General features: G+C 55.2%; 28 protein-coding genes. 18 read left to right on the plus strand and 10 right to left on the minus strand.

Annotation, left to right across the window (positions count from 1 at the left end; all coding sequences use genetic code 11):
* Positions 1–24 precede the first annotated feature (24 nt).
* The 7 genes from tcyN to KGP17_RS16375 form a co-directional block, all read right to left on the minus strand.
* A complete protein-coding gene (gene tcyN / locus KGP17_RS16345; protein ID WP_021805696.1) occupies positions 25–777 on the minus strand; it encodes an L-cystine ABC transporter ATP-binding protein TcyN in 753 nt (250 codons plus the stop codon).
* 3 nt (positions 778–780) lie between these two features.
* Positions 781–1,443 carry a cystine ABC transporter permease gene (gene tcyL, locus KGP17_RS16350; RefSeq protein ID WP_021180972.1) on the minus strand — a complete coding sequence of 221 codons (663 nt, stop codon included), beginning with the start codon at positions 1,441–1,443 and terminating at the stop codon, positions 781–783.
* Entirely contained in the window at positions 1,443–2,243 is an 801-nt protein-coding gene (gene tcyJ, locus KGP17_RS16355; protein ID WP_021180971.1) for a cystine ABC transporter substrate-binding protein, read from the minus strand. Before tcyJ ends, tcyL begins: the two co-directional genes overlap by 1 nt.
* A 118-nt stretch (positions 2,244–2,361) precedes the next feature.
* Positions 2,362–3,348 carry a D-cysteine desulfhydrase gene (locus KGP17_RS16360; protein ID WP_021805697.1) on the minus strand — a complete coding sequence of 329 codons (987 nt, stop codon included), beginning with the start codon at positions 3,346–3,348 and terminating at the stop codon, positions 2,362–2,364.
* 126 nt (positions 3,349–3,474) lie between these two features.
* Positions 3,475–3,984: a flagella biosynthesis regulatory protein FliZ gene (gene fliZ / locus KGP17_RS16365; protein WP_021805698.1), complete on the minus strand. Its 510-nt coding sequence runs from the start codon at positions 3,982–3,984 to the stop codon at positions 3,475–3,477.
* Positions 3,985–4,044: 60 nt separating this feature from the next.
* A complete protein-coding gene (locus KGP17_RS16370) occupies positions 4,045–4,767 on the minus strand; it encodes an RNA polymerase sigma factor FliA (protein WP_021180968.1) in 723 nt (240 codons plus the stop codon).
* A gap of 179 nt (positions 4,768–4,946) precedes the next feature.
* Entirely contained in the window at positions 4,947–6,203 is a 1,257-nt protein-coding gene (locus KGP17_RS16375) for a FliC/FljB family flagellin (RefSeq protein ID WP_209523992.1), read from the minus strand.
* A 283-nt stretch (positions 6,204–6,486) separates the two neighbouring features.
* Between KGP17_RS16375 and fliD the strand changes: the two genes are divergently transcribed.
* The 4 genes from fliD (at position 6,487) to KGP17_RS16395 (ending at position 9,872) form a co-directional block, all read left to right on the plus strand.
* The gene (fliD, locus tag KGP17_RS16380) at positions 6,487–7,890 is read left to right on the plus strand and encodes a flagellar filament capping protein FliD (RefSeq protein ID WP_094983056.1); all 1,404 of its coding nucleotides are present in this window, start codon (positions 6,487–6,489) and stop codon (positions 7,888–7,890) included.
* 23 nt (positions 7,891–7,913) lie between these two features.
* On the plus strand, positions 7,914–8,324 hold the full coding sequence (fliS, locus tag KGP17_RS16385) for a flagellar export chaperone FliS (protein ID WP_021180965.1): 411 nt from the start codon (positions 7,914–7,916) through the stop codon (positions 8,322–8,324).
* Positions 8,324–8,692, plus strand: a complete 369-nt coding sequence (gene fliT / locus KGP17_RS16390) for a flagella biosynthesis regulatory protein FliT (RefSeq protein WP_021805702.1) — start codon at positions 8,324–8,326, stop codon at positions 8,690–8,692. Before fliS ends, fliT begins: the two co-directional genes overlap by 1 nt.
* A 313-nt stretch (positions 8,693–9,005) precedes the next feature.
* A complete protein-coding gene (locus KGP17_RS16395) occupies positions 9,006–9,872 on the plus strand; it encodes a helix-turn-helix transcriptional regulator (protein WP_021805703.1) in 867 nt (288 codons plus the stop codon).
* Between the two features lie 816 nt (positions 9,873–10,688).
* Here the strand turns inward: KGP17_RS16395 and fliE are convergent.
* Positions 10,689–11,003: a flagellar hook-basal body complex protein FliE gene (gene fliE / locus KGP17_RS16400; RefSeq protein WP_024528887.1), complete on the minus strand. Its 315-nt coding sequence runs from the start codon at positions 11,001–11,003 to the stop codon at positions 10,689–10,691.
* Between the two features lie 318 nt (positions 11,004–11,321).
* Here fliE and fliF point away from each other — a divergent pair, with 318 nt between their 5' ends.
* The 14 genes from fliF (at position 11,322) to sra (ending at position 22,448) form a co-directional block, all read left to right on the plus strand.
* Positions 11,322–13,010 carry a flagellar basal-body MS-ring/collar protein FliF gene (gene fliF / locus KGP17_RS16405; protein WP_181817483.1) on the plus strand — a complete coding sequence of 563 codons (1,689 nt, stop codon included), beginning with the start codon at positions 11,322–11,324 and terminating at the stop codon, positions 13,008–13,010.
* Positions 13,007–13,999 carry a flagellar motor switch protein FliG gene (fliG, locus tag KGP17_RS16410; protein WP_021180960.1) on the plus strand — a complete coding sequence of 331 codons (993 nt, stop codon included), beginning with the start codon at positions 13,007–13,009 and terminating at the stop codon, positions 13,997–13,999. The genes fliF and fliG overlap by 4 nt, the downstream gene beginning before the upstream one ends.
* Positions 13,992–14,690: a flagellar assembly protein FliH gene (gene fliH, locus KGP17_RS16415; RefSeq protein ID WP_223497988.1), complete on the plus strand. Its 699-nt coding sequence runs from the start codon at positions 13,992–13,994 to the stop codon at positions 14,688–14,690. Before fliG ends, fliH begins: the two co-directional genes overlap by 8 nt.
* Positions 14,690–16,051: a flagellar protein export ATPase FliI gene (fliI, locus tag KGP17_RS16420; RefSeq protein ID WP_021805706.1), complete on the plus strand. Its 1,362-nt coding sequence runs from the start codon at positions 14,690–14,692 to the stop codon at positions 16,049–16,051. Before fliH ends, fliI begins: the two co-directional genes overlap by 1 nt.
* 18 nt (positions 16,052–16,069) lie before the next feature.
* Entirely contained in the window at positions 16,070–16,516 is a 447-nt protein-coding gene (gene fliJ, locus KGP17_RS16425; RefSeq protein WP_021180957.1) for a flagellar export protein FliJ, read from the plus strand.
* Entirely contained in the window at positions 16,513–17,733 is a 1,221-nt protein-coding gene (locus tag KGP17_RS16430; protein WP_223497989.1) for a flagellar hook-length control protein FliK, read from the plus strand. The genes fliJ and KGP17_RS16430 overlap by 4 nt, the downstream gene beginning before the upstream one ends.
* 135 nt (positions 17,734–17,868) lie before the next feature.
* On the plus strand, positions 17,869–18,360 hold the full coding sequence (fliL, locus tag KGP17_RS16435) for a flagellar basal body-associated protein FliL (RefSeq protein ID WP_021180955.1): 492 nt from the start codon (positions 17,869–17,871) through the stop codon (positions 18,358–18,360).
* Between the two features lie 6 nt (positions 18,361–18,366).
* The gene (gene fliM, locus KGP17_RS16440; protein ID WP_021180954.1) at positions 18,367–19,371 is read left to right on the plus strand and encodes a flagellar motor switch protein FliM; all 1,005 of its coding nucleotides are present in this window, start codon (positions 18,367–18,369) and stop codon (positions 19,369–19,371) included.
* Positions 19,364–19,777, plus strand: coding sequence for a flagellar motor switch protein FliN (gene fliN / locus KGP17_RS16445; RefSeq protein WP_021180953.1), 414 nt, complete (start codon positions 19,364–19,366; stop codon positions 19,775–19,777). Before fliM ends, fliN begins: the two co-directional genes overlap by 8 nt.
* Positions 19,777–20,181 (plus strand): flagellar biosynthetic protein FliO, encoded by a 405-nt coding sequence (gene fliO / locus KGP17_RS16450; protein ID WP_059201112.1) that lies wholly within the window; start codon positions 19,777–19,779, stop codon positions 20,179–20,181. Before fliN ends, fliO begins: the two co-directional genes overlap by 1 nt.
* On the plus strand, positions 20,178–20,933 hold the full coding sequence (gene fliP / locus KGP17_RS16455) for a flagellar type III secretion system pore protein FliP (RefSeq protein WP_021180951.1): 756 nt from the start codon (positions 20,178–20,180) through the stop codon (positions 20,931–20,933). The genes fliO and fliP overlap by 4 nt, the downstream gene beginning before the upstream one ends.
* Positions 20,934–20,964: 31 nt before the next feature.
* Positions 20,965–21,234, plus strand: coding sequence for a flagellar biosynthesis protein FliQ (fliQ, locus tag KGP17_RS16460; protein WP_021180950.1), 270 nt, complete (start codon positions 20,965–20,967; stop codon positions 21,232–21,234).
* Between the two features lie 2 nt (positions 21,235–21,236).
* Positions 21,237–22,019, plus strand: coding sequence for a flagellar biosynthetic protein FliR (gene fliR / locus KGP17_RS16465; protein ID WP_021805709.1), 783 nt, complete (start codon positions 21,237–21,239; stop codon positions 22,017–22,019).
* 210 nt (positions 22,020–22,229) lie between these two features.
* On the plus strand, positions 22,230–22,448 hold the full coding sequence (sra, locus tag KGP17_RS16470) for a stationary-phase-induced ribosome-associated protein (RefSeq protein ID WP_141234381.1): 219 nt from the start codon (positions 22,230–22,232) through the stop codon (positions 22,446–22,448).
* 157 nt (positions 22,449–22,605) lie between these two features.
* Here the strand turns inward: sra and flgL are convergent, their stop codons facing one another.
* Together flgL and flgK are read right to left on the minus strand one after the other, a co-directional pair.
* Positions 22,606–23,568: a flagellar hook-associated protein FlgL gene (flgL, locus tag KGP17_RS16475; RefSeq protein WP_223497990.1), complete on the minus strand. Its 963-nt coding sequence runs from the start codon at positions 23,566–23,568 to the stop codon at positions 22,606–22,608.
* Positions 23,569–23,629: 61 nt separating this feature from the next.
* The gene (gene flgK / locus KGP17_RS16480) at positions 23,630–25,282 is read right to left on the minus strand and encodes a flagellar hook-associated protein FlgK (RefSeq protein ID WP_223497991.1); all 1,653 of its coding nucleotides are present in this window, start codon (positions 25,280–25,282) and stop codon (positions 23,630–23,632) included.
* Between the last annotated feature and the right edge of the window lie 60 nt (positions 25,283–25,342).

Raw genomic sequence — 25,342 nt, forward strand, 5'->3', positions numbered from 1 at the left:
AGGGGGCATCGCCCCCTGACAAGATCACTGGTTGAGAAACTTATCCAGAAACTGCTTGGTGCGCTGATGCTGCGGGTTGGCGAACAACGCCTTCGCGGGCCCCTGCTCGACAATGCGGCCATGATCCATAAAAATGGCGCGATCGGCCACGTCACGGGCAAAGCTCATTTCGTGGGTGACGATCACCATGGTGCGTTTCTCTTCTGCCAAGGCGCGAATGGTATTGAGCACTTCGCCAACCAGTTCAGGATCCAGCGCAGAGGTCGGTTCATCAAACAAAATGACCTCGGGCTGCATCGCTAACGCCCTGGCAATGGCTACGCGCTGCTGCTGACCGCCGGACAAACGTTTAGGATAGGCCTGCTCTTTACCGCTCAGCCCCACTTTTGCCAACAGGACACGCGCCAGTTTTTCAGCGCTGGCCTTGGCCTCTCCTTTAACGATCACCGGACCTTCGATGATGTTTTCCAGCACCGAACGGTGGGGAAACAGGTTGAAGCTCTGAAACACAAAGCCCACCTGCTGGCGCAGGGCCCGTACCTGATTTTTTTGTTTGCTCAGCGGGCGAGCGCTGTCGATCAAGATGTCACCGACACGGATAGTGCCAGAATCCGGCACCTCCAGCAGGTTGATGCTGCGTAGCAAGGTCGTCTTACCGGAACCACTCGGCCCGATAATCGCCACCACTTCACCCGCGTTCACCTCAAGATCGATGCCGTGTAATACGGTCTGCCCTTTGAACTTTTTAACCAACTGTCTGACTTCGATGGCGCTCATCGGTTACTCCTGATCCTGACGGTTAACGTGCGCTTCCAGACGGTTCTGCAACGCGGAAAGCAAGGTGGCCATCACCCAGTAGATCAGCGATGCCGCCAGATACATGGCGAACACTTCCAGCGTACGTGAAGTGATCAGCTGCGCCTGACGGAACAGCTCCGGCACCTGAATGGTCGCCGCCAGCGAGGTATCTTTGACCAAACCGATAAAGCTGTTGCCCAGCGGAGGCAGCGCGGTGCGAGCCGCCTGCGGCAGGATCACCCGGCGCAGGGTCTGCCAGGGCGTCATGCCGATACTGGCCGCCGCTTCCCACTGCCCTTTATCGATCGAGGAGATCGCCGCACGCAGCGTTTCCGAGGTATAGGCTGCGGTGTTTAACGAAAGGCCGATTAATGCCGCCGGGAATGGATCCAACTCGATGCCAAACTGCGGTAAGCCGTAATAGATCATAAACAGCTGGGCGATCAGCGGCGTACCGCGAAACAGGGAAACGTAGATGCGTGACAGCCAGGAGATCGGCCATAACGGCGAAAGGCGCATCAGCGCCAACAAAAACCCGAGGATCAAACCGAGCGCCATGCCACCCAGACTGAGCTGGAGGGTCAACAGCGCACCCCGTAATAAAAATGGCGCTGAATCCAGCGCCAGTTGAATACTCTCTTGCATTATTTAGTTACGTCCGCGCCAAACCATTTTTCAGAGATCTTCGCCAACGTCCCGTCTTTCTGCATTTCGGCAATCGCCTGATCGATAGCGGCCAGCAGTTCCGGATTGTTTTTACGCACCGCTACGCCAGCTTCCTGGCGAGAGAATGCCGGGCCAGCGACGGCCAGCGTATCACCGGTTTTCTTCACCAGATCCAACGCCGCCAGACGGTCGACCAAAATGGCATCGATGCGGCCTACGCGCAGATCCTGATACTTGGTTGGGTCATCGTCGTAGGTACGTACATCAACACCCTGCACGTTGTCACGCAGCCACTGTTCGTAGTTGGTGCCCAGACCCACGCCGACCTTCTTGCCCTTCAGATCGTCGGCCTTGGTAATAATGCCTTCGTTGCCTTTCTTCACCAGCGCCTGGATACCGGAAACGGTGTATGGGGTAGAGAAATCGTACTTTTTCTTACGCTCATCGGAGATGGTGACCTGGTTGATCACTACATCGATACGCTTGGACTCCAACGAGGCCAGCATGCCATCCCATTTGGTTGGATTGAGCTTGGCCTTCACCCCCAGATGTTCCGCCAGTGCATTAGCGAAATCCACCTCAAAGCCGGTCAGTTTGCCGTCCTCCCCCTGGAAGCTGAACGGCGGATAGGTGCCTTCCAGCCCAACGATCAGCGTACCGCGCTGCTTGACCTGATCGAGCAGGTTATCGGCCGCGTAGGTTTTCACGTTCAAGCCGGTGGTCAGTGCCACGGCCATCACACCCAGCAGCAGTTGACGACGAAATTTTGAAAAGACCATAGACACCCCATCTGTTGTTTATCTTTTTGATTTCATGACTTTAACAGTCATAAATACTTCATAAAGGAATATAACCTAATAACTATAGTTCTAAATGGAATAACAACTTTGCTCGGCATCAGACCTGCGGGTGATAAGCAAACAGCGCCGGTGCCCCACCGGTGTGCACAAACAGGATCGGACCTTCATCGCGAAAACGTTTCTGGCTGATGCCATCAATCAACCCCGCCATCGCCTTACCAGTATAGACCGGGTCCAGCAGCACACCTTCCTGCTGCGCCAACAGTTTCACCGCCGCCGTACCTTCGTCATTCGGCATACCGTACTGCGGGGCAAAATAGTCATCCCACAAGGTTATGGGGGCCAGCTCGTCAATATTCAGCGAACAGGCGACCGCTTTTTGCAACTGTTCAACCTTCGGTAACTGATCGATCACCTTGCGGGAAACGGTCACGCCAATCAGTTCGCTCTCCGGCAGCAGTTGCTGTAGCCCCACCGCCAGACCGGCGTGAGTCCCGGCACTGCCGGATGCCACTACGATCGAACTGAAGTTGATGCCATGGCTTTGTGCTGCAATTTCCAGCGCACACTGCACATAGCCCAATGAGCCGAGCGCGTTGGAACCGCCTACGGGGATGACATAAGGACGGAAACCCTGGGCTTCCAAACGTGTGGCCAGATCGGCCAGTTGCATCTGCGGATCGTGCAAGGCATCGCACATCACCACTTCAACATTGAACAGATCGAGCAGCAGGCGATTACCGTTACTGAGGTAGTTTTCCGCTTTGGTGTCGATGGGGTTTTCCAACAGCGCTACGCATTGCAGGCCGAGCTTGGCCGCCACGGCGGCGGTCTGGCGAACGTGGTTGGATTGAATGGCACCGGCGGTAACCAGGGTATCGGCCCCTTGGCGTACCGCGTCGGCGGCTAAAAACTCCAGCTTTCTCAGCTTGTTGCCACCCATTGCCATCGGAGTGACATCGTCACGTTTGATGTAAATTTCGCGGCCAAGGTAGTCTGAAAGGCGGGATAACTTTTCGAGCGGCGTGGCAGAGCCAACCAAATCCAGGCGCGGGAATTGCGCCAGTTGCTGTTGCAGATCCACAACTTCCCCCAGGGAATAAAATAACGGTGTTTGAGTGATAGATTTATCAGATGTGCTCTGAATAATCACTCTTTATTCGTGGGGATGGCTGCAGGGTAACCCGGCCAACCGACCGGGTCAGGTCAATCAATAACTTTTTTGCCAGGCCAGGTATTGGTCGTATTTGCGCAGCGCAATGCGGTAGTTATCGCTCGCCGCCGGTGGCAGATCGTCAATAATACGCTGATGGTTGAAGGCGCTGGCAAACTGATCGGCAGGATAGTTGTGTGCCACCAGCATTTCATCCAGGCGCCGCAGGCGCACGACATATTCACGGATGGTGCTGTGGTTCATCTCGGTCTGTTCAAACAGATACTGTTTAAACGCCATGATGTCGAAGTAACTGGGGTGACTATTACAGGAGATTTCACTACAAAACCGGCATAGCGCGGTCAACTCGCTTTGCACGTTTTGCCAGACCTGATCGTCAATCGGCTGATCCATCCGGGCGATGGCTTCCTTATTGATGATCTTGCCACGGAACACCAGTGCCATGCGGTCTAGCACCTTCTCGCACTGGGAACAATGGGTTTGGCTGTGTTTATAATCTTTCAGGTAGCGGCTGAGTGGCCGTTTCTTCAACTGTTTTCCTGGCATCTTTTGCAGTCCATTTATTGCGGCAGTAATCAGGTTGGTTAGGGAGGCAGGCTTGGGGGTTCAGTTGTCCTGAGCCAGACGTGCCCGCAGGCGTTTGATTGCCTGGCTATGCAACTGGCTGACTCGCGACTCACCCACATCGAGCACTGCGCCAATTTCCTTCAGATTCAACTCCTCCTGGTAATACAGCGTCAGCACCAGTTTTTCGCGTTCCGGCAGCGCCTCGATGGCATCGATCACCCGCTGGCGCAGATTGCCTTCCAACAGTTGATGCAACGGATTGGCAGCTTCATGACCTTCCAGCACCGGTTCGGCGCTGTCGCCATGCTCTTCCTGCCATTCGTCGTAGGAAAATAGCTGGCTATTATTGGTGTCCAACAGGATCTGGCGATACTCGTCCAGCGAGACATCCAACCCCTGTGCCACCTCCATTTCGCTGGCCGGGCGGCCGAGCCGCTGTTCCAACTGCTGCATCATGCGCGCCACTTCCCGAGCGTTGCGGCGCACGCTGCGCGGCACCCAGTCACGGCTACGCAACTCGTCGAGCATCGCACCGCGAATACGCTGCACGGCATAGGTCGTGAAGGCCGTTCCTTGCAGGGCATCGTAACGCTCAACGGCGTTCAACAGCCCGATTCCCCCTGCTTGCAGCAGATCGTCCAGTTCCACGCTGGCGGGCAGCCGAACCTGCAGGCGTAACGCCTCGTGGCGCACTAGCGGAACGTAGCGCAGCCAGAGAGAATTTTTGTCCATGACGCCTTCGGCGGTATACAGATCGCTCACTATGTCTAACCTGCGGATAACGGAGTCATGGCTATTATCCGTAGCAGGCGCAATACCAATCGTCTGAACAGCCGTACAAAACGGGCTTTATTTGTGCCATGTAAAAACCCTGATGGCAGCAAAAGACAAAAAACCCTGCCGAAGCAGGGTTTGGATGACAGGCTAATCGGAGAGAGTGATTAACGCAGCAGGGTCAGTACGTTCTGGGTAGACTGGTTAGCCTGGGCCAGAACAGAGGTGCCAGCCTGTTGCAGGATGTTGGCACGGCTCATGTTAGACACTTCGGTCGCGTAGTCGGCATCTTGAATACGAGACTGGGAAGCAGACAGGTTGTTCACGGTGCTGTTCAGGTTGTTGATAACAGAGTCGAAACGGTTCTGTACCGCACCCAGGGAAGAACGCAGGCCGTCAACCTGTGACAGAGCTTTGTCCAGGGTTGCCAGTGGGTCAGCAGTTTTTGGATCGGTAGACTGTTGCGCGCCTTTGGTTACTTTGCCAGATGCATCTACAGTAGCTGCATAGTAAGCGTCGTTACCGTTGTCATCCTTACCTTTAACCATATAACCTGATTTACCGGCTGGATCTGTATAGGTACGCAGTTCATCACTACCAGTTAAACCAGTAACGGCGGTGGTACCCACTTTAACTTGAGACTGTTCCTTGATACCAGCGGTTGGGTTAGTGGTCGCAGTGGTAGAATCCCAGGTCACTTTACCGTCAGCGGCAACGGTGGCATCGTAAATAGCACCATCGGTAGCTTTTACAAAGAAATCAGTGCCATTCGCAGTGTAAAGTTTGCCATCGCTGGTTTTTGTCGCTGCGTTACCATCAGCCTGAATAGCCGGTGGCCCCATTTTATCAACGGTGGTCAATGCTGCGCCGCCCACTTTGGCAGTATCGATTGGGTTTGCAACGCTGAATTTATCCAAGCCCAGAGTTTTAGCATTAATATCTTTCAGATCGATATCAATGGTTTCACCATCATTAGCGCCAACCTGAATAGTCAACTTCTGATCGCTGCTCAACACTTTCACGCCGTTGAAGTCGGTTTGCTCTGAAATACGGTTGATTTCGTTCAGACGCTGAGAGATTTCATCCTGGATTGACTGCAGGTCGCTGGATGAGTTAGAACCGTTCTGAGACTGCACGGTCAGACGACGGATGTTCTGCAGGTTGTCGTTGACTTCGTTCAGTGCGCCTTCAGTGGTCTGCGCCAGAGAGATACCGTCGTTAGCGTTACGGGAAGCCTGAGTCAGGCCCTTGATGTTAGCTGTGAAACGGTTAGAGATCGCCTGACCCGCAGCGTCATCCTTCGCGCTGTTGATACGCAGACCGGAAGACAGACGCTCGATAGCGGTCCCCAGAGAAGACTGAGATTTGTTCAGGTTGTTCTGCGCCATCAGCGACAGGCTGTTGGTATTAATTACTTGTGCCATAATTTGCTTTCCTTACGAATCAGTTGCGACGTTCGCATTCACAATTAAAGGGTTCGGACCTTGTTGGTCCACGGCGTCAACCACCGTCTCCTCAGGTATCGGCGCTCCCCCCACAACCTTTAGATTTTTTTTCCGTTTTTTTCACTTTTCGCCAATGGCGCGAATAACGCTGTTTTTCCCTCTTCTACTGCGCCATCGTTTTTTCTATTTATCCGTAAACTTTTTACATACTGAGCCGATAACGCATAGAGCGTAAAAGTCATTGACCATAGGAGAATCACGAATGGCATCGATTAGTTCATTAGGCATCGGCTCAGGGCTGGACCTCAACGGCTTGCTGGACAAGCTGACCAAGGCGGAACAACAGCGTCTGACACCTTATACAACCCAGCAAACCAGCTATAACGCCAAGCTGACTGCCTACGGCACGTTGAAAAGCTCGCTGGAAAAATTCGATAACCTGAGCAAGGATTTGGCCAAGCCAGAATTCTTTAACAATACTACCGCCACCACTCACGATCAGTTTAACGTGACTACCACCGCCAAATCGGTCCCGGGTAATTACAGCGTCGAGGTGCTGCATCTGGCACAGCCGCAAACCTTGACGACAAAGGCCGATATTAACGATCAAGCGGAGAAACTGGGCACTAGCGGCGCCAGCGATCGTTCGATTTCGATCACCGCTGGCAACCCCCCTAAAGAGGTCAAAATCCCGCTAGGTGACGATCAAACCTCACTGCTGGAAATGCGCGATGCGATTAACGGCGCCAAAGCCGGGGTGAACGCCACCATCATGCGCGTGGGCGACAACGACTATCAGTTGGCCATCAGTTCCTCCACCACCGGCGAAAAAAATACGGTTAAGGTGCAGGTTAATAATGACGATAAACTGGGAGCGATCTTAAATTATGATCCTACCAGCACCAGCAACGCGATGAAGGAAACGGTCAAAGGCCAGGATGCCGAGTTGACCATTAACGGTACCACCATCAAGCGCAGCACCAACTCGATCGCCGACGCCCTGCAAGGGGTGACGCTGGATCTGAAAACCATCACCAAACCGGGCGAACCGCAGAACCTGGTGGTCACCGCCGATAAAAGCGGCACCTCGGACAAGGTCAAGGCTTGGGTTGATAGCTATAACTCGCTGTTGGATACCTTTAATTCCCTGACGAAATACACCCCAGTAAAGAGTGGTGAAGCACAGAACAACAAAAATGGGGCGCTGTTGGGTGACAACACGCTGCGCGGCATCCAATCCTCCATTAAGAGCGCGCTAAGCGCCGCACAGGACAACCCGGAGCTGAAGGGCTTGGGCAACCTGGGTATTACTACCAATACCAAAACCGGCAAACTGGAATTGGACAGCGAAAAGTTAAAAAAAGCGATCGATGAAAAACCCGATCAGGTGGCCAATTTCTTCGCTGGTGATGGTAAAGAGAGCGGTATGGCGACGGAAATCCACAATGAGATCCAAAACTATATCAAGGCCGGTGGCGTGATTGAGAACTCGACCAAGAGTATCAATACCAACCTCGACCGTTTGAATACCCAAATCACCCGCGTGACCGAAAGTATTCAAAGCTCCATCGATCGTTACAAACAGCAATTTGTTCAGTTGGATACCATGATGTCGAAACTGAATGGTACCAGTAATTATTTAACCCAACAGTTCACGTCTAAATAGGCGCGTTAACCAGGTAAAATAGCATGTACAACCGCAGCGGAACCCAGGCTTACGCCCAGGTTAGTGTAGAAAGTGGCGTGATGGGTGCCAGCCCGCACCAGCTCATCGTGATGCTATTCGACGGGGCGCTCAGCGCCCTGCTTCGTGCACGCATCCTGATGGATCAGGGGAATATCGCCGGCAAGGGGCTGGCGATCTCAAAAGCCATTAATATCATTGATAACGGGCTAAAAAATGGCCTCAATCATGAACAGGGAGGGGAGATCGCCGATAATCTCGCCGCCTTATATGACTATATGAAACGCCGTCTGATGCAGGCCAACCTGCACAATGATGTCGCAGCCCTTGACGAAGTCAGCGGGCTGCTGGAGAACATTGCCGACGCCTGGCGTCAAATTGGCCCCAATTATCAACCCGTTCAGGACGGCGTATAATGGAACACCACCAACAACTGCTATTGGCCTATCAAAAGATCCATAGCCTGAGCGAGCAAATGATCACACTGGCGCAGGCTGGCCAGTGGGATGCGCTGATTGAAATGGAGATCACCTACGTTCAGGCGGTAGAAAAAACCGCCCAACTGGCGGGTATCCCTGAGCCATCTTCGAGCTTGCAGGATATTTTACGCGGTAAATTGCAGCAAATCCTCAAAAACGAAACCGAAGTGAAGCGACTGATGCAGCGACGCATGGACGAATTAACGGTTTTGATCGGGCAGTCTACCCGCCAGAGCGCGGTCAACAGCACCTACGGTCAATTCCATGACCGCGCTTTGCTGCTTGGTGAGCCGCAATCAAGATAAATCTTATGTTTAACCGCCTATCCTAAGTAATTAATAGGATAAAACACTATTATTATCCCGTTGCACCATAATATAAACGCATGAGATTTGAATAATTCGTATGGCAGGTAATGCATGAAAATGCAAACCGCTGGCACTATTGCCGATTTAATGGATAACACTTATCCCGACACGGACGTTTTCTGTTCAACAGGAAACTGATTCTTGACAAGTAAATTATCGAGTTGTGATCGGCAACAGGCGAAAAAATGTTGCTCCATCCTCCAGCAAAGCGTAAAGATATTCGTAGATAATAACGATGAAATGAATATTGATGGAACGCTTAATTAATTTTTGTCCCGGGATCGGTGCCTCAGCACACATCATTCAGCATACTGAACTGCGACTTCCGTCGCTCTATTTTGAGCAGACGCATCTGTTTTTGATCCAGCAAGGGCAAACACGTATACGGTGGAAGCAACGGGAGGTGGTAGCTCGCGCCGGAGAGCTGTTGATCGTAGAAGGTGGGCTAACCGCCGATGTGATTAATAGTCTTTCAGACAGCGGAGTATACAGCTGCCAACTGCTGATTTGCGATCCCTTGCTGTTTGATACGGTAGCCAATGCGCCTATCGCGCCGCCTACCCCTTTCACTGGCGTCACTACGCTGACGAAGCTGCCCTGCCCGTTCTTGCACAGTTTTGAAACCGCGGCGCTGGCACTGACGCTGCACGATCGTTTTCCCCAGATGATTATCCGCCATAAAATGTGCGAAATCCTACTGTGGCTGGCACACCTGGGGATCCGCTTTACTCACCAGGAAGCCAATAATCTGACCCAGCAGGTGCGCCGCTTGCTGGCAAGCGATCCGCAACGGATTTGGACCGCCGCCGAAGTGGCTGAAAATCTGATGATGAGCGAGGTGGTGCTGCGGCGCAAACTGTCGGCGGAGAATAGCGCCTTGCGCAACCTGATGATCGATGTACGTATGAGCCGCGCGCTGCTGTTATTGCAAGCCACAGACTGGCCGATCTCCGCCATTGCACAATATGTGAGCTATGAAAGTTCTTCTCGTTTTGCCGAACGCTTTCGTAAACGATTCGGCTTCGCACCTACCGCCATCCGTGGGCACCAGCGAATTATGCAGCCCACCGCCGCGCAGCCTCCGGCATATCCATGGCTAAATACGGTAGAGGAATAGATGCTGGGTTTAACAACGGCAGGCTGAGGATGTGACTAAGGCCACCCTGAGTGGCCCGTACATCAGTTGAGTTTAACTAACACATAGGTCAATACGGCCAACACAATTAACATGACAATGCTGAAAAAACGCCATCTTACTTCACTTTTAGTGCTCATCACTTTTCCCGAATAAATACTATTAGCGCGATTATTTCCATAGAAAAAATAACATCCTTGTAAAGCTGTGGATCTTTCATCTTATTCACAAAGCATCAGCCTACTCCAAAGCACGGTCAAAAAAATAATAGCCACCGCACAACAGGAATTAGGTCTTTCAATAAAACAGAGATATTTCTTTAAGTTACACCGCTCACGGTTCTCTGGCATTGCTTGAATGAGACTCAATCTCTTCAGCGTAAGCGATTATTTTTTGCGTGGTTTACGAGCGACACCGTACGAATCCACTCAAAGATATAAGACAGTTCCTGGGCTCGATGAGGATATATCTACATTACACCCTCGCTAATTGACATTTAGGACAATAACTACAAATATTAGCTTAATTAACCAATTTCAAGGAGGATAAGATAATGGAGTATTTGGTAGCATCGCTGACTGTTTTATGCCTTTTTTCCTTTAAGAAACACGCCAAAGTCATTGATAGTAAAAAGATTGGTGTTGCCCATAAAAAACACCGACGACGCTCAAGACACCGGCTTGCCATGATTTATTGATTAGGCAAACGGGTCGAAAACCACTGAAAATCACATTAGGGAGGCTTACGCCAATACAGAATAGATTATCTGTTTGCGCTATAGCCACCCTTTATTTACCGCTACACCGCCATATTCATGACGTCTTGATAAGCCGCAACCAGTTTATTACGTACCTGCACACCCAGTTGCAAAGACACCGAAGACTTCTGCAGATCGACCATCACGTCGTTCAAACTGATACCCGGCACACCCAATTCAAAATCCTGTGCTTGCTGACGCGCAGTTTGCTGAGTCTCGCTGATCTTACCGAGAGCCGCCTTTAACTCATTGGCAAAACTGGCTCCCTGCACCGGATCGTTTTGTCGCAGCGCTCCGGCCTGAACCGCCGTGGCTTGCAACTGCTGCACCACTCCTTCAATACCCTGAATTGCCATCATGACCTCGTTACTTCATTCATACCCTATGGATTTCAAGCGCTGGCCTGAAAAACGGCGGGAAAACCGCGCCTTCATTCGCCTGCATGATCCCGATGCTGCACACCCTACCACAGTGCTTTCCGGTTAAAGCGGCTAATTAACTGCAAAAACACCGGTTTATCGGGCCATCAAAACTTGCCCCTAGAGCAAATAATGGCATGCCCAAAAATGGGGGCGCTTTTGTTAGGCCGTAAAGAACTGTGTATTCAGGGAGTCTGTTTTGTCATCACACAACAACGCTAGCCATACCTCGAACCCGCCAGAGTGGGTACCAGCATGAATGGTGAAAGCCGTGATAACGGCCTGCTGGCCCTATGGAATCGCTTGCGTGCCAACCCTAAAATTCCACTGCTGATCGCGGCCTCAGCGGCGATCGCCATCGTGGTTGCGCTGATGCTATGGGCCAAAAGCCCGGATTACCGCGTGCTGTACAGCAATCTCAACGATCGTGACGGCGGCGCTATCGTCACGCAACTCACGCAGATGAACATCCCCTATCGCTTTACCGAGAACGGCTCGGCGTTGATGATCCCGGCGGAGAAGGTGCATGAAACCCGCCTGCGTCTGGCGCAGCAGGGGCTGCCCAAGGGAGGTGCCGTCGGCTTTGAACTGCTGGATCAGGAAAAATTCGGCATCAGCCAGTTCAGCGAACAGATCAACTACCAGCGCGCGCTGGAAGGCGAACTGTCACGCACTATCGAATCCCTGGGGCCGGTACAGAATGCCCGTGTGCATCTGGCACTGCCTAAGCCTTCGCTGTTTGTACGCGAACAAAAGAACCCCTCAGCTTCCGTGACGCTCACGCTGCAACCTGGCCGCACGTTAGACGACGGCCAGATCAATGCCGTGGTGTATATGGTATCCAGCAGCGTGGCCGGTTTGCCGCCGGGCAACGTCACGGTGGTCGATCAGGCTGGCCGCCTGCTGACCCAATCTGACGGCACCGGACGCGATCTCAATGCCGCACAGTTGAAGTACGCCAATGAGGTTGAGAACCGCTATCAGCGCCGTATTGAAGCTATTCTGGCACCGATTGTCGGCAGCGCGAACGTGCGTGCACAGGTAACGGCACAAATCGATTTCTCCACCCGCGAGCAAACCGACGAACAGTACCAGCCCAACCAACAGCCGGATAAATCAGCAATACGCTCCAGACAGCTCAGCCAGAGTGAACAGAACGGCGGGCAACAGATCGGCGGCGTACCGGGTGCCCTTTCCAACCAGCCAAGTGCAGCGCCGACTGCACCGATAGAAACACCAAAAACTACGGCGGCGGGCAATACAAATACCCCTGCCACGGCAAGCAATGCCAATAACAGCACGCGTACCGGGGCTAGCGGTAACGTAGCGCAAAACAGTCGCCGTGATGAAACCACCAACTACGAGGTGGATCGCACCATTCGTCATACCCAGCACAAGGCTGGTTCGGTGGAACGCCTGTCGGTCGCCGTGGTGCTCAACACCCTGGGTACCGATAAAGACGGTAAACCACAGCCGATGAGCAAAGAACAGCTGGCTCAGGTGGAGTCGCTGGTCCGTGAAGCGATGGGTTACTCCAGCAGCCGTGGCGATACGCTTAACGTGGTCAACACCCAGTTCAACGATGTAGAGCAGACCGGCGGCGAGTTGCCTTTCTGGCAGTCACAGTCGTTTATCGATCGGTTGTTCAACGCAGGCCGCTATTTGCTGGTGCTGCTGGTGGCCTGGATTTTGTGGCGCAAGCTGGTTCGTCCGCAGCTGCAAAGCCGTCAGGTGGCGCAACAAGCTGCAGTGGCCGCTGCCAATACGCCAGCCACTCGCCCGGCTGAGGTGAACAAGCCAAGTCATGAAGAGCAGGCGCTGCACAAGAAATCACAGCAGCGCGTCAATGCTGAAGTCCAGGGCCAGCGGATCCGCGAACTGGCAGATAAAGATCCACGCGTGGTGGCCCTGGTGATCCGTCAATGGATGAGTAACGAACTATGAGTCTGACAGGTACCGAAAAGAGCGCCATCCTGCTGATGACGCTGGGTGAAGATCGCGCCGCCGAAGTCTTCAAGCACCTCTCGTCACGGGAAGTGCAGCAGTTGAGTGGCACCATGGCCAGTATGCGCCAGGTGTCCCACAAACAGTTGGGGGAGGTCCTCAGAGAGTTTGAAGACGATGCCGAACAGTATGCCGCGCTGAGCGTCAATGCCAGCGACTACCTACGCTCGGTGCTGGTAAAAGCCTTGGGTGAAGAACGTGCCAGCAGCCTGCTGGAGGATATTCTCGAATCACGCGAAGACACCTCCGGCATGGAAACGCTCAACTTTATGGAGCCGCAGAGCGCGGCCGATCTGATCCGCGACGAACACCCGCAGATCATTGCCACCATCCTGGTTCACCTCAAGCGCGGCCAGGCGGCGGATATCCTGGCACAGTTCGAGGAGCGCCTGCGCAACGACGTGATGCTGCGTATCGCCACCTTCGGCGGTGTACAGCCAGACGCCCTGGCAGAGCTGACCGAAGTGCTGAACAATCTGCTGGACGGCCAGAACCTCAAGCGCAGCAAAATGGGGGGTGTCCGTACCGCCGCCGAGATTATCAACCTGATGAAAACCCAGCAGGAAGAGGCGGTTATTGGTGCCATGCGTGACTACGACGGCGAGCTGGCGCAGAAGATCATCGACGAAATGTTCCTGTTCGAAAACCTGGTCGAAGTGGACGATCGCAGCATCCAGCGCCTGTTGCAGGACGTGGAAAGCGAATCCCTGTTGATCGCCTTGAAAGGGGCCGAACAGCCGCTGCGCGAGAAGTTCCTCAAGAACATGTCGCAACGTGCCGCCGATATCCTGCGCGACGATCTGGCCAACCGTGGCCCGGTGCGGATGTCGCAGGTGGAGAACGAACAGAAGGCTATCCTGTTGGTGGTACGCCGCCTGGCAGAAACCGGCGAAATGATCATCGGCGGTGGCGAGGACACCTATGTCTGATCGCCTCAACACCCTGCCCTGGCAGCCCTGGGCGCTTAACGATCTGGCAGATCCCAAACCGGTGCTGGAACCGGAAAGCCCGCCTGAAGTGATCGTCATCCCGCAGGATGACAGCATCAACGAACAGCAACGGCTGGAGATGCTGCGTTTGCAGGCCCAACAGCAAGGTCAGCAACAAGGCTTTGCCGAGGGCCAGCAGAAAGGCTATGACGCCGGTTTCCAGGCCGGGCTGGAGGAAGGCCGTCAGCAAGGCATTCTGGCGGGCCAACAGCAGCAGCAACCGATCACCGAACATTGGCAGCAGTTGGTCACCGAGTTCCAGCACACGCTGGACGCGCTCGACAGCGTGATTGCCTCGCGCCTGATGCAGTTGGCCCTGACGGCGGCCAAACAGGTCATCGGCCAAGCGCCAGTGTGCGATGGCACCGCCCTGCTCGGCCAGATCCAACAGTTGATCCAGCAAGAACCGATGTTCAGCGGCAAACCTCAGTTGCGCGTACACCCGGATGATTACGAACGGGTAGAGCAGCAGCTTGGCATGACACTCAGCCTGCACGGCTGGCGGCTGCTGGCCGACGGACAGTTACATCCAGGCGGCTGCAAGGTCAGCGCAGAAGAAGGCGATCTGGATGCCAGCCTGGCCACCCGCTGGCATGAACTGTGCCGTCTGGCCGCACCGGGAGAGCTGTGATGACCGTTCGTCTCGGCCGTTGGCTGAACTCGCTGGACAGTCTGGAAAAACGCATTGCCCGTGCGCCCGCGGTGCGCCGCTATGGCCGTCTGACGCGAGCTACCGGGCTGGTACTGGAAGCCACCGGTTTGCAGTTACCGCTGGGGGCCACCTGCCTGATCGAACGCCATGACAGCGGTGTGGTGCAGGAGGTAGAAAGCGAGGTGGTCGGTTTTAACGGCCAACGGCTGTTTCTGATGCCGCTGGAAGAGGTCGACGGCATCGTGCCCGGCGCTCGGGTCTATGCTCGCGTCTCCCCCGAAGGACAAAGCGCCAGCAAACAGTTACCCCTTGGCCCGGCATTGCTTGGCCGGGTGCTCGACGGCGGTGCCAAACCGCTCGATGGTCTGCCAGCACCAGATACCGGCTACCGTGCACCGCTGATCACCGCCCCGTTCAACCCGTTGCAGCGCACCCCGATCGAACAGGTACTCGACGTGGGCGTGCGTACCATTAACGGACTGCTCACCGTGGGCCGCGGCCAGCGCATGGGCCTGTTCGCTGGTTCTGGCGTGGGTAAAAGCGTGCTGCTCGGGATGATGGCGCGGTATACCCAAGCCGACGTGATCGTCGTTGGGCTGATCGGCGAACGTGGCCGCGAAGTGAAAGACTTTATCGAAAACATCCTCGGCACCGAGGGGCGCGCCCGTTCGGTGGTAATCGCTGCACCGGCAGACGTTTCGCCGCTGCTACGCATGCAAGGCGCCGCCTATGCCACCCGTATCGCCGAGGATTTCCGCGATCGGGGCCAACACGTACTGCTGATTATGGATTCCCTGACCCGTTACGCCATGGCGCAACGTGAAATCGCCCTGGCAATCGGCGAACCCCCGGCTACCAAAGGCTATCCGCCTTCGGTATTCGCCAAACTACCCGCGCTGGTAGAGCGTGCCGGTAACGGCATCAGCGGCGGCGGTTCCATCACCGCGTTTTATACCGTGTTGACCGAAGGTGATGACCAGCAAGACCCGATTGCCGATTCGGCACGCGCCATCCTTGATGGCCATGTGGTGCTCTCCCGGCGCCTGGCGGAAGCGGGCCACTACCCTGCCATCGATATTGAAGCGTCGATCAGCCGTGCCATGACCTCGCTGATCGATGAGGAGCATTACCGGCGGGTACGTAACTTCAAACAGATGTTGGCCAGTTACCAACGTAACCGCGATCTGATCAGTGTAGGAGCCTACGCCGCAGGCAGCGATCCGCTGCTGGACAAGGCCATGACGCTGTATCCGCAGATGGAAGCCTATCTGCAACAGGGCATTTTCGAACGCAGCGGCTACGACGATGCCTGCCAACAGTTGCAGCAACTGATTGTTTAACCACGGAGCCTGAGCACCATGAAACCACAGTCACCGCTGATTATCCTGCGCGATCTGGCGCAGGATGCCGTAGAACAGGCCGCACAGCACCTCGGCCAGGCACGTCAGGCGCAACAGGCGGCGGAGCAACAGCTTGCCATGCTGCTCAACTACCAGGATGAGTATCGGCAAAAGCTGAACAACACCCTGTCTAGCGGCATGGGTTCCGCCAGTTGGCAAAACTACCAGCAGTTTATCGGCACGCTCGAGCAGGCCATCAGCCAGCATCGCCAGCAGTTGCTCCAGTGGAGCGAGAAGGTAGAACGGGCGGTCAAACAGTGGCAGGACAAACAGCAGCGGCTGAACGCTTTTGAAACGCTCAACACCCGTGCCCTCAGCGCCGAACTGATGCTGGAAAACAAGCGTGACCAAAAACTGATGGATGAGTTCGCTCAACGCAGTTCACAAAGGAATCTAAACCCATGAACCTCAACGTTCTCTCTGGTTTGCCCGCGACAGCTGATGGCACGGAGACTGGCCTTACCGCGCTGTCGTTGGATGATGCCGGACTGTCTGCCAGCTTTGCTCAACTGCTCGGCGAGCGCTTCATGCCTGAAGGTCAACTGAAAGGCAAGCCGAACGTGGCCCAGCTACTGGCCGAAGATCCACAAATCTCAACCCTCAGCCGCCAACAGCTTAACCAATTGCTGACCTCGCTCAGCGATCGTGGCCGTTTGCTGGCCGCTCCGCAGGAACTGGATACGGCAGACGATAGCCAAACCCGGTTAACCCAGCGCGATGACGAACAGCCGCTGCACCCTGTAGATACTTTGGATGCGGCCAGCTTGCAGGCTCTGTTTGCCATGCTGCCTGCCGCCGTAGTGCAACCGTTATCAGGAAATGGGGTCGCAACCGCCGCTGAGCCAAGCGGGGACGAAGCGCCGCTGACGGGAACCGCATCACTGTTAGCCACCCTGAGCGAAAAACCAGCGTTATCCACTGCTGGCCTGCCAGCGTCAAAATCGCAGCCGAACGCAGACGATAAATCCGCCTTGGCCGCCAAAACTGACGCGTCGTCAGTACTGTCTTCTCAGACCGATAACAATCAGGATAGCGGCACCACTCCACTGAAACTGGCGGCTGAATCGGCGCAATCTTCTGCAACGCCACAGCACGCAGCCCCTGCGCCAGTTTCCAGCCCGGTGATCGCCAGCCAACCCGTCAGCGCGACGGTGAGCGCACCGGCAACGCCACAGTTGAACGCTCAACTCGGCAGCCAGGAATGGCAACAGGCACTGAGTCAGCAGGTGCTGATGTTCCACCGCAACGGCCAGCAGAGCGCCGAGTTACGCCTACATCCGCAGGAACTGGGTGCCTTGCAAATCACGCTGAAGCTCGACGATAACCAGGCCCAGTTGCATATCGCCTCGGCACACGGCCAGGTTCGTGCGGCGGTGGAAGCCGCGCTGCCCCATCTACGCCATGCGCTGGCGGAAAGTGGTATCAACCTTGGCCAGAGCAGCGTTGGCGGTGAGTCACTGCCACAGCCGCAACAGTCACAGCAGCAGGCCTCTCACCAAGGCGGGCAGCCTTCTTACCGTGAACAACACGGCAGCGCGGAAACCGGCGTTGAAGCCCTGAGCGCCCCAGCAGCGCTGCAGGCGATGGCCCGCTCGGTCGACGGCGTTGATATTTTCGCCTGACGGCGTGCAAACGCTCAAGCTGGCACGCTTTTCCCCGCCTATTCTGGCTATTGCAGCCCAGAATAAGCGGGATAATGGAATTACATGTATTGCGTGCAGCTTGTCAGCACGCAGAGAACAGGATTTGGCTTAGTAATGTCTCAGAACTCCCTTCCAACAGCAGCAACAAAAAAACGCCCAATACTGGTGATCCTGCTGGTACTGATCGCCTTGGGCGCATGTGGTGCCGCAGGCTACAGCTGGTGGTTGATGCAGCAGCATAAGAACGGTCAACCCGCCGCCGAGGAAAAAAAGCAGCCGCCTCCGGCCCCGGTGTTTATGCCATTGGATACCTTTACCGTCAATCTGGTGACGCCGGATAACAACCTGGACCGCGTGTTGTATATCGGCCTGACGCTGCGCCTGCCAGATGAAGAAACACGCCGCCGGTTGAACGATTTTCTGCCGGAAGTGCGTAGCCGTCTGCTAATGCTGCTTTCACGACAGGAAGCAAGCCAACTGGCCAACGAGCAAGGGAAACAGCAACTGGTGGCACAGATTAAAGACGTGCTCAGCCCACCGCTGGTGACGGGACAACCGAAGCAAGTGGTCAGCGATGTGCTGTTCACTGCCTTCATACTGCGGTAATAAACCATGGGCGACAATATTCTTTCACAGGCCGAGATCGACGCACTGCTCAATGGCGACAGCGCGGGGGATGAACCCGCCGCCGTCATCGGTCATGAAAGCGAGGTCAAACCTTACGATCCCACCACCCAACGGCGCGTGGTGCGTGAGCGCCTGCAAGCGCTGGAGATCATTAACGAGCGTTTTGCCCGTCAGTTTCGCATGGGGCTGTTTAACCTGTTGCGCCGTAGCCCGGATATTACCGTCGGGGCGATCAAGATCCAGCCATACCATGAGTTTGCCCGCAACCTGCCGGTGCCGACCAACCTGAACCTGGTCCACCTGAATCCATTGCGCGGCACGGCGCTGTTTGTGTTTGCCCCCAGCCTGGTGTTTATCGCCGTGGATAACCTGTTCGGTGGCGATGGCCGTTTTCCTACCAAGGTCGAGGGCCGGGAATTTACGCCAACCGAACAGCGGGTGATCAAACGCATGCTGCGCTTGGCGCTGGACGCCTATGGCGATGCCTGGAGCGCCATCTACAAGATCGATGTGGAATACGTACGTGCCGAAATGCAGGTCAAGTTCACCAATATCACCACCTCTCCCAACGATATCGTGGTAACCACGCCGTTCCAGGTGGAGATCGGGGCGCTGAGCGGTGAATTTAATATCTGTATTCCATTCGCCATGATCGAGCCACTGCGCGAGTTGCTGACTAACCCACCGGTGGAGAACTCCCGCCAGGAAGACAGCCAGTGGCGAGAAACGCTGGTGAAACAGGTTCAGCACTCCGAACTGGAGCTGATAGCCAACTTTGTCGATATCCCGATGCGCCTGTCGAAAGTGCTGAAACTCCAGCCAGGCGACGTGTTACCGATCGATAAACCGGAGCGCCTGATCGCCCATGTTGACGGCGTCCCGGTCTTGACCAGCCAATACGGCACCTTGAACGGGCAGTACGCCCTGCGTGTTGAACATTTGATTAACCCTATTTTGAATGCCCTGAGTGAGGAACGGCCCAATGAGTGATCCTAAACAACCGTCTGGCGAAGAGAAGGACTCCGTAGACGATCTGTGGGCTGATGCGTTTAACGAGCAACAGGCGACCGAAAAATCCGCCTCTACCGAGGGCGTATTCAAATCGCTGGAAGCTCAGGATGCGTTGGGTAGCCTGCAAGATATCGATCTGATCCTGGATATTCCGGTCAAGCTGACCGTGGAGCTGGGCCGCACCAAGATGACCATCAAAGAGCTGCTGCGCCTGTCGCAAGGCTCGGTGGTGGCGTTGGATGGTCTGGCCGGTGAACCCTTGGATATCCTGATTAACGGCTATCTCATCGCCCAGGGCGAAGTGGTGGTGGTCGGCGACAAGTTCGGCGTACGCATCACCGATATCATCACGCCTTCCGAGCGCATGCGCCGCCTGAGCCGCTAATGAACCCCAACGCCAGCGTGCAGACACAAAGCACTCAGCAGCCCGCCGGTACGGCGCTGCCCACCGGCTCGGTATTGATGCAGGTCAGCAGCGCGCTCGGCGCTATTTTGCTGCTGATCCTGCTCGCTGGCTGGCTGTTTCGTCGGTTGGGCTTTGCCCCGCAGGCCCGTGGCAATCAAAAATTGCTCAACCTGCGTGCCAGCTGTCAGGTTGGCCAACGCGAACGGGTGGTGGTGGTTGAAGTGGATAACACCTGGCTGGTGCTGGGCGTTACGGCTCAGCAAATCACCCCGTTGCACACCCTGTCCGCGCCACCGACTCAGGAAGCAACCGATCACAAGTCACCGGCAGATTTCCGCCAACTGATGCAAAACGTCTTAAAACGCCCGGATAAATCGGCATGAATCCATTCTCCCACCGCCGGGCTTTTGGCCCGCTGCTGGCCGCAGGCCTGCTACTGCTCAGCCCTGCCGCTTTGGCACAGTTGCCGGGGCTGATTAGCCAACCTACGGCCAACGGCGGCCAAAGCTGGACGCTGCCGGTGCAGACGCTGGTACTGATCACCTCACTCAGCTTCCTGCCCGCGATGCTACTGATGATGACCAGCTTTACCCGCATCATCATCGTGCTGGGGCTGCTGCGTAACGCCCTCGGCACCCCATCGGCACCGCCCAATCAGGTAATGCTGGGGCTGGCACTGTTTTTGACCTTCTTTATCATGTCACCGGTGTTCGACAAGGTATATCAGGATGCCTACCTGCCGTTCAGCCAGGACAAGATCAGCATGGAGGTAGCGATCGACAAAGGTTCGCAGCCGCTACGTGAGTTTATGCTGCGCCAGACGCGGGAAAGCGATCTCGCCCTGTACGCCAGGCTAGCTAACCTGCCCGCGTTGGAAGGTCCGGAGGCCGTCCCGATGCGTATTCTGTTGCCCGCCTATGTCACCAGTGAGCTGAAAACTGCCTTCCAGATTGGTTTTACCGTATTTATTCCGTTCCTGATCATCGACCTGGTGGTGGCCAGCGTGCTGATGGCGCTGGGGATGATGATGGTACCGCCCGCGACCATCTCGCTACCGTTCAAACTGATGTTGTTTGTGCTGGTGGATGGTTGGCAGTTGCTGTTGGGATCGCTGGCGCAGAGTTTTTACAGCTAGCAGACCCCCTCCCCTCTATTGGAGCAAAAAGATGACACCTGAATCGGTAATGGCGCTGGGTACGGAAGCGATGAAAGTGGCGCTGGCGCTGGCCGCCCCACTGCTGCTAGCCGCGCTGTTCAGCGGGCTGATCGTCAGCCTGTTGCAGGCCGCCACGCAGATTAACGAAATGACGCTGTCGTTCATTCCCAAAATTCTCTCCGTGGTCGCCACCCTGATCGTTGCCGGGCCGTGGATGCTCAATCTGCTATTGGACTACATGCGCATGCTGTTCAGCAACCTGCCGAACCTGATCGGCTAACCATGCTAACCTTTGACAGCGCCCAACTCAGCGTCTGGCTCAGCCAGTTCTTCTGGCCTCTGCTGCGCGTCCTGGCGCTGATTAGCACCGCCCCGCTGTTCAGCGAAAAGCAGATCTCCAAGCGGGTGAAAATTGGCTTGGGCGGTCTGATCGTATTGCTGATCGCCCCTACGCTGCCCACCAGCAATATCCCGCTGTTTTCTGTCACCGGCCTGTGGCTGGCCGTGCAGCAGATCCTGATCGGCGTGGCGATCGGTTTAACAATGCAGTTCGCCTTTGCAGCTGTGCGCCTGGCGGGTGAGGTGATCGGCATGCAGATGGGGCTGTCCTTTGCCACCTTCTTCGATCCCTCTGGCGGCCCCAATACGCCACTGCTGGCGCGCCTGCTGAACCTGCTGGCGATGTTATTATTCCTCAGCTTCGATGGTCACCTGTGGCTGATCTCGCTGCTGGCAGACAGCTTCCATACCCTGCCGATCCAGGCACGGCCGCTGAACGGCAACGGTTTCCTGGCGCTGACCCAGGCAGGAACGCTGATCTTCATTAACGGTATGATGCTGGCGCTGCCGCTGATCTGCCTGCTGCTGACGCTGAACCTGGCGCTTGGCCTGCTCAACCGCGTTACCCCGCAGCTTTCGGTGTTTGTGATCGGTTTCCCGGTTACGTTAACCATCGGCATGTTGACCCTTGGCATGATGATGCCGATGCTGGCCCCCTTCTGCGAACACCTGTTCGGTGAGTTTTTCGATCGGCTGGCGACGGTGATCGGCGGTATGTCCCCTTAATCCCGAGGTTACCCGCGAGACAAACTAGCAGGGAAAGATATTTTCCGAGATAAAAAGTTGAAAAAGCGAAATTAACCAGATTTAGCGGCGATTATTCTGCCGGGCTTGAATAATAAAATACCCCCCTTAGAATGGCCTCATTAAATAAATCCCACGCCGTATAAAAATACGGACCAAAGCCATTATTTTTGGTTGGCGATTTATTAAAAAATGGATAACCAAGAAAATAAAACAACGGAGCCTTCGGGCTACGGTATTTTATTTTTCTCAACTGACTTATCTCAATACGGCCAGGAGCACGGAATGAAGACGAAAACCAACAGGAAAGCACGCAGAGCCTTGGGTATGGCGCATTGGGTAACCAACCGCGTTCAGATTACGCCGTCAGCCTGCGGCAAGATTTGGACCGTAGCCAAAAAGAAAAAATAATCTGTTTTTAATGCGTAGCGTTAAAAATAGTAAAATCACTTATCCAGCCTGAATATCCTGACGTTTCCCGCCGTTAAATCAGGCTGTGTAAAAACGGTGCTGCGCTCTATATCCACGTTATAGGGCGCAGTGCCCTACAAGCGTGAATAACTATTTCTTATCGGTTTATTTGGAATAATGACATACCCTGCATATCGCTAAAGGTCTTATACGATGCCTGCAAAGCCGCCTGTTGCATGTAGTAAGACGAGATCGCCTCCACCACATCCGCCTCAACCAACGCGGTCAGCTGATTTTTGTTAGCCGTATTGTTTTCGATGCCGATGCTGTCCAACACGTCCAACTCCTGCAGCTGAGTCCCCAACACTGCACTGGTGCTCAGCACGTTGTTATAGCTGTTATCCAGGCCACGGGTTGCCTTATCGAGCGCCGCCGTCACCTGCTCACGGGTAGCCTCATCGGCCCCCTGCAGAGGGGTCTTCAACGCTTTCAACGCCATATCGATGCTCTCGAACACGTTCGCTTCGGAAGGGCTGCCGTCCGGTTCCGGTTTGATATTGCTGGTCAGCGACATAAATATCGAGCTGCCGGTGTGGCCCACGGTCATGGTGCGGTTGGCGTCCACTTTCTGCTCAATGGCCGAGCTGCTGCCCTGGTAAACCACCTTGCCACCCTGCTCGACAAACGGGGCTTTATCATTGGCAAAGCCGGCAAAAATAAAACGGCCGTTACCGTCGGTGCTGTTGGCCTGGCTGAGTAGCTGATCCTTCAGCCCCTGCAACTGGGTGGCCAAAGAATCACGGTCATTGTCGCTGATTGTGCCGTCACCGGCATTGACGATCAGCGCTTTCATGTCCTTGATGCCATCGGCGGCGCTACGCAGCACGGTTTCTTCCATCGAGATGTTCTGACGGGCAAAGGTGCGCGCCAACGCGTACTGGCTGTTTTCTGACATCGACTGCGAGATCATCACCGCCTGTGACGCCGCTAACGGATCGTCCGAAGGGTAAAGCACGCGCTTGCCGCTGGAAAGCTGCTGCCCGGACTGCATCCACAGAGACTGATTATTGGTGACCCCCGACAGATTCTGCTGGTAGATCATGCTGGTGCTCATGCGCATGGGTTAGGTTCCTCACTAAGGGCATCCACAGCCGGCATACCGGCTGCGGTTAACGGTAAAATCAACGAATATTCAGTATGGCGTCAAACAACGAGCTGGCGGTCTGGATCACCTGCGCATTGGCCATGTAATACTGTTGGAAACGCAGCAGTTCGCCATACTCTTCGTCCAGGTTAACCCCGGAAATGGACTGCTGTTGGGTTTGCAATTGGGTCACAATATTGGTTTGTGCGGTGGCGTTGACTTTGGCGGTAGCGGTCTGGTTACCCACGCTGCTGACCAATCCGGCATAGGCGCCGCTCAAGGTTGCTTTACCCTCCACCACTTTGGCGGTTTGCAGATCGAGCAGTTTCTTGACGTTGTCGTTATCGCCCTTACCGCCATCTTCCGTTCCTGCGGCAGCAAACTTGGCCGAGTCGCTGATAGCAACCTTCAGGGTACCAGCTACATCGCTAACCGGTTTCACGGTAAAGCTGTCGTTCTTTTTCGCGTTGCCCGTCACGCCGACCTGCAGGCCATCAAAGCTCAGCGTCGGTTTGCCATCCGCATCGGTGCCTGCGGTGGCAGGTACTTTGACGTTGTCGGACAGGCGCGTAACCTGCCAGTTGGCACCGTCAAACTCCATGCGATAGTCACTGGCCTTGACCTTGCTGGTATCGGTAAAGGAGACCGACAGCGAGGCATTGCCGGTGTTGTTGGTATTGTTAACCGTACGCCCACCTGAGAAGCTGAAGAAATCTTCACCCGGATCGCCGTTGATATCAAAGCCTTCGCGATGCTGCTGGTTAAAGCTATCGGCCAGCGCCAGGGCCAGTTGCCCCAACTGGTTACGTGCGCCATCCAGTGATTCACTACGGAACTTCAGCACGCCGCTGACGCTACCGCTGCCAATCTGGCTTTCCGGAATTTCGCTGGCGCCATTGCCGCGATCGTAACCGAGCGTCAGGCGGGACGGGTCTTTGCTGGAAGGCATCGCCGTCACCTGATAGGAGGAGTTGCCCTGCACCAGCGTCAGGCCGTTGGCGAAGGTCACGGTATAGGCATCACCGTCCTGCTGGGTGACCTGAACGCCGACCACCTTGTTAAGCTCCGTCACCAACTGATCGCGCTGATCCAGCAAGGCGTTCGGCTCGCTGCCGCCGCTGCTGGCCCGCACCTGGGTGATTTCGTTATTCAGGCGGGCGATCTGCTGGCTGTAAGTATTGATCTGGTTGGCGCTGTCGCTCAGTTGCTGGTTGACGCCCGCATCCATATCGCGCAGATACTTGTCCGCATTGTTGAACTGATTCACCAGGCCGTTGGCCTTGCCTAACACGGTCTGGCGGGCAGCGTCATCCCCGGCATTGCTGACGACGTTTTGCAGGTTTTTGAAGAAATCTTCCATCCCCGATGCCAGGGTGTTGGTTTTAGACGCCAGCAGGTTATCGATCTGGGAGACTTTTTCGAAGTAGCTGCTCTGAGCCGAAGCTTCGCTTTGCGCTCCGCGCAGCTGGGTCATGATGAACTGGTTATACTCGCGATTGACCGTAGTCACGGTGGCTCCGTTGCCGATAAATCCGTTCATGGTGCCCAGGCCGCCGTTTTGCGCCAGGATCGCGGTCTGGCGGTTATAGCCCGCCACGTTGTAGTTGGAAATGTTGTTACTGACGGTGCTAAGCGCAACCTGCGCCGCATTCAGGCCACTCATCGCGGTATTGATTAAGCTGTTGGACATAGAGGTTCCTTATGCTGCGGTGCCAGCGGCCCACAGAGGTCAAAAATTGTGCCGGGCGTT

The organism is Serratia sp. JSRIV001, assembly GCF_019968745.1.
GTDB lineage: Bacteria > Pseudomonadota > Gammaproteobacteria > Enterobacterales > Enterobacteriaceae > Chania > Chania fonticola_B.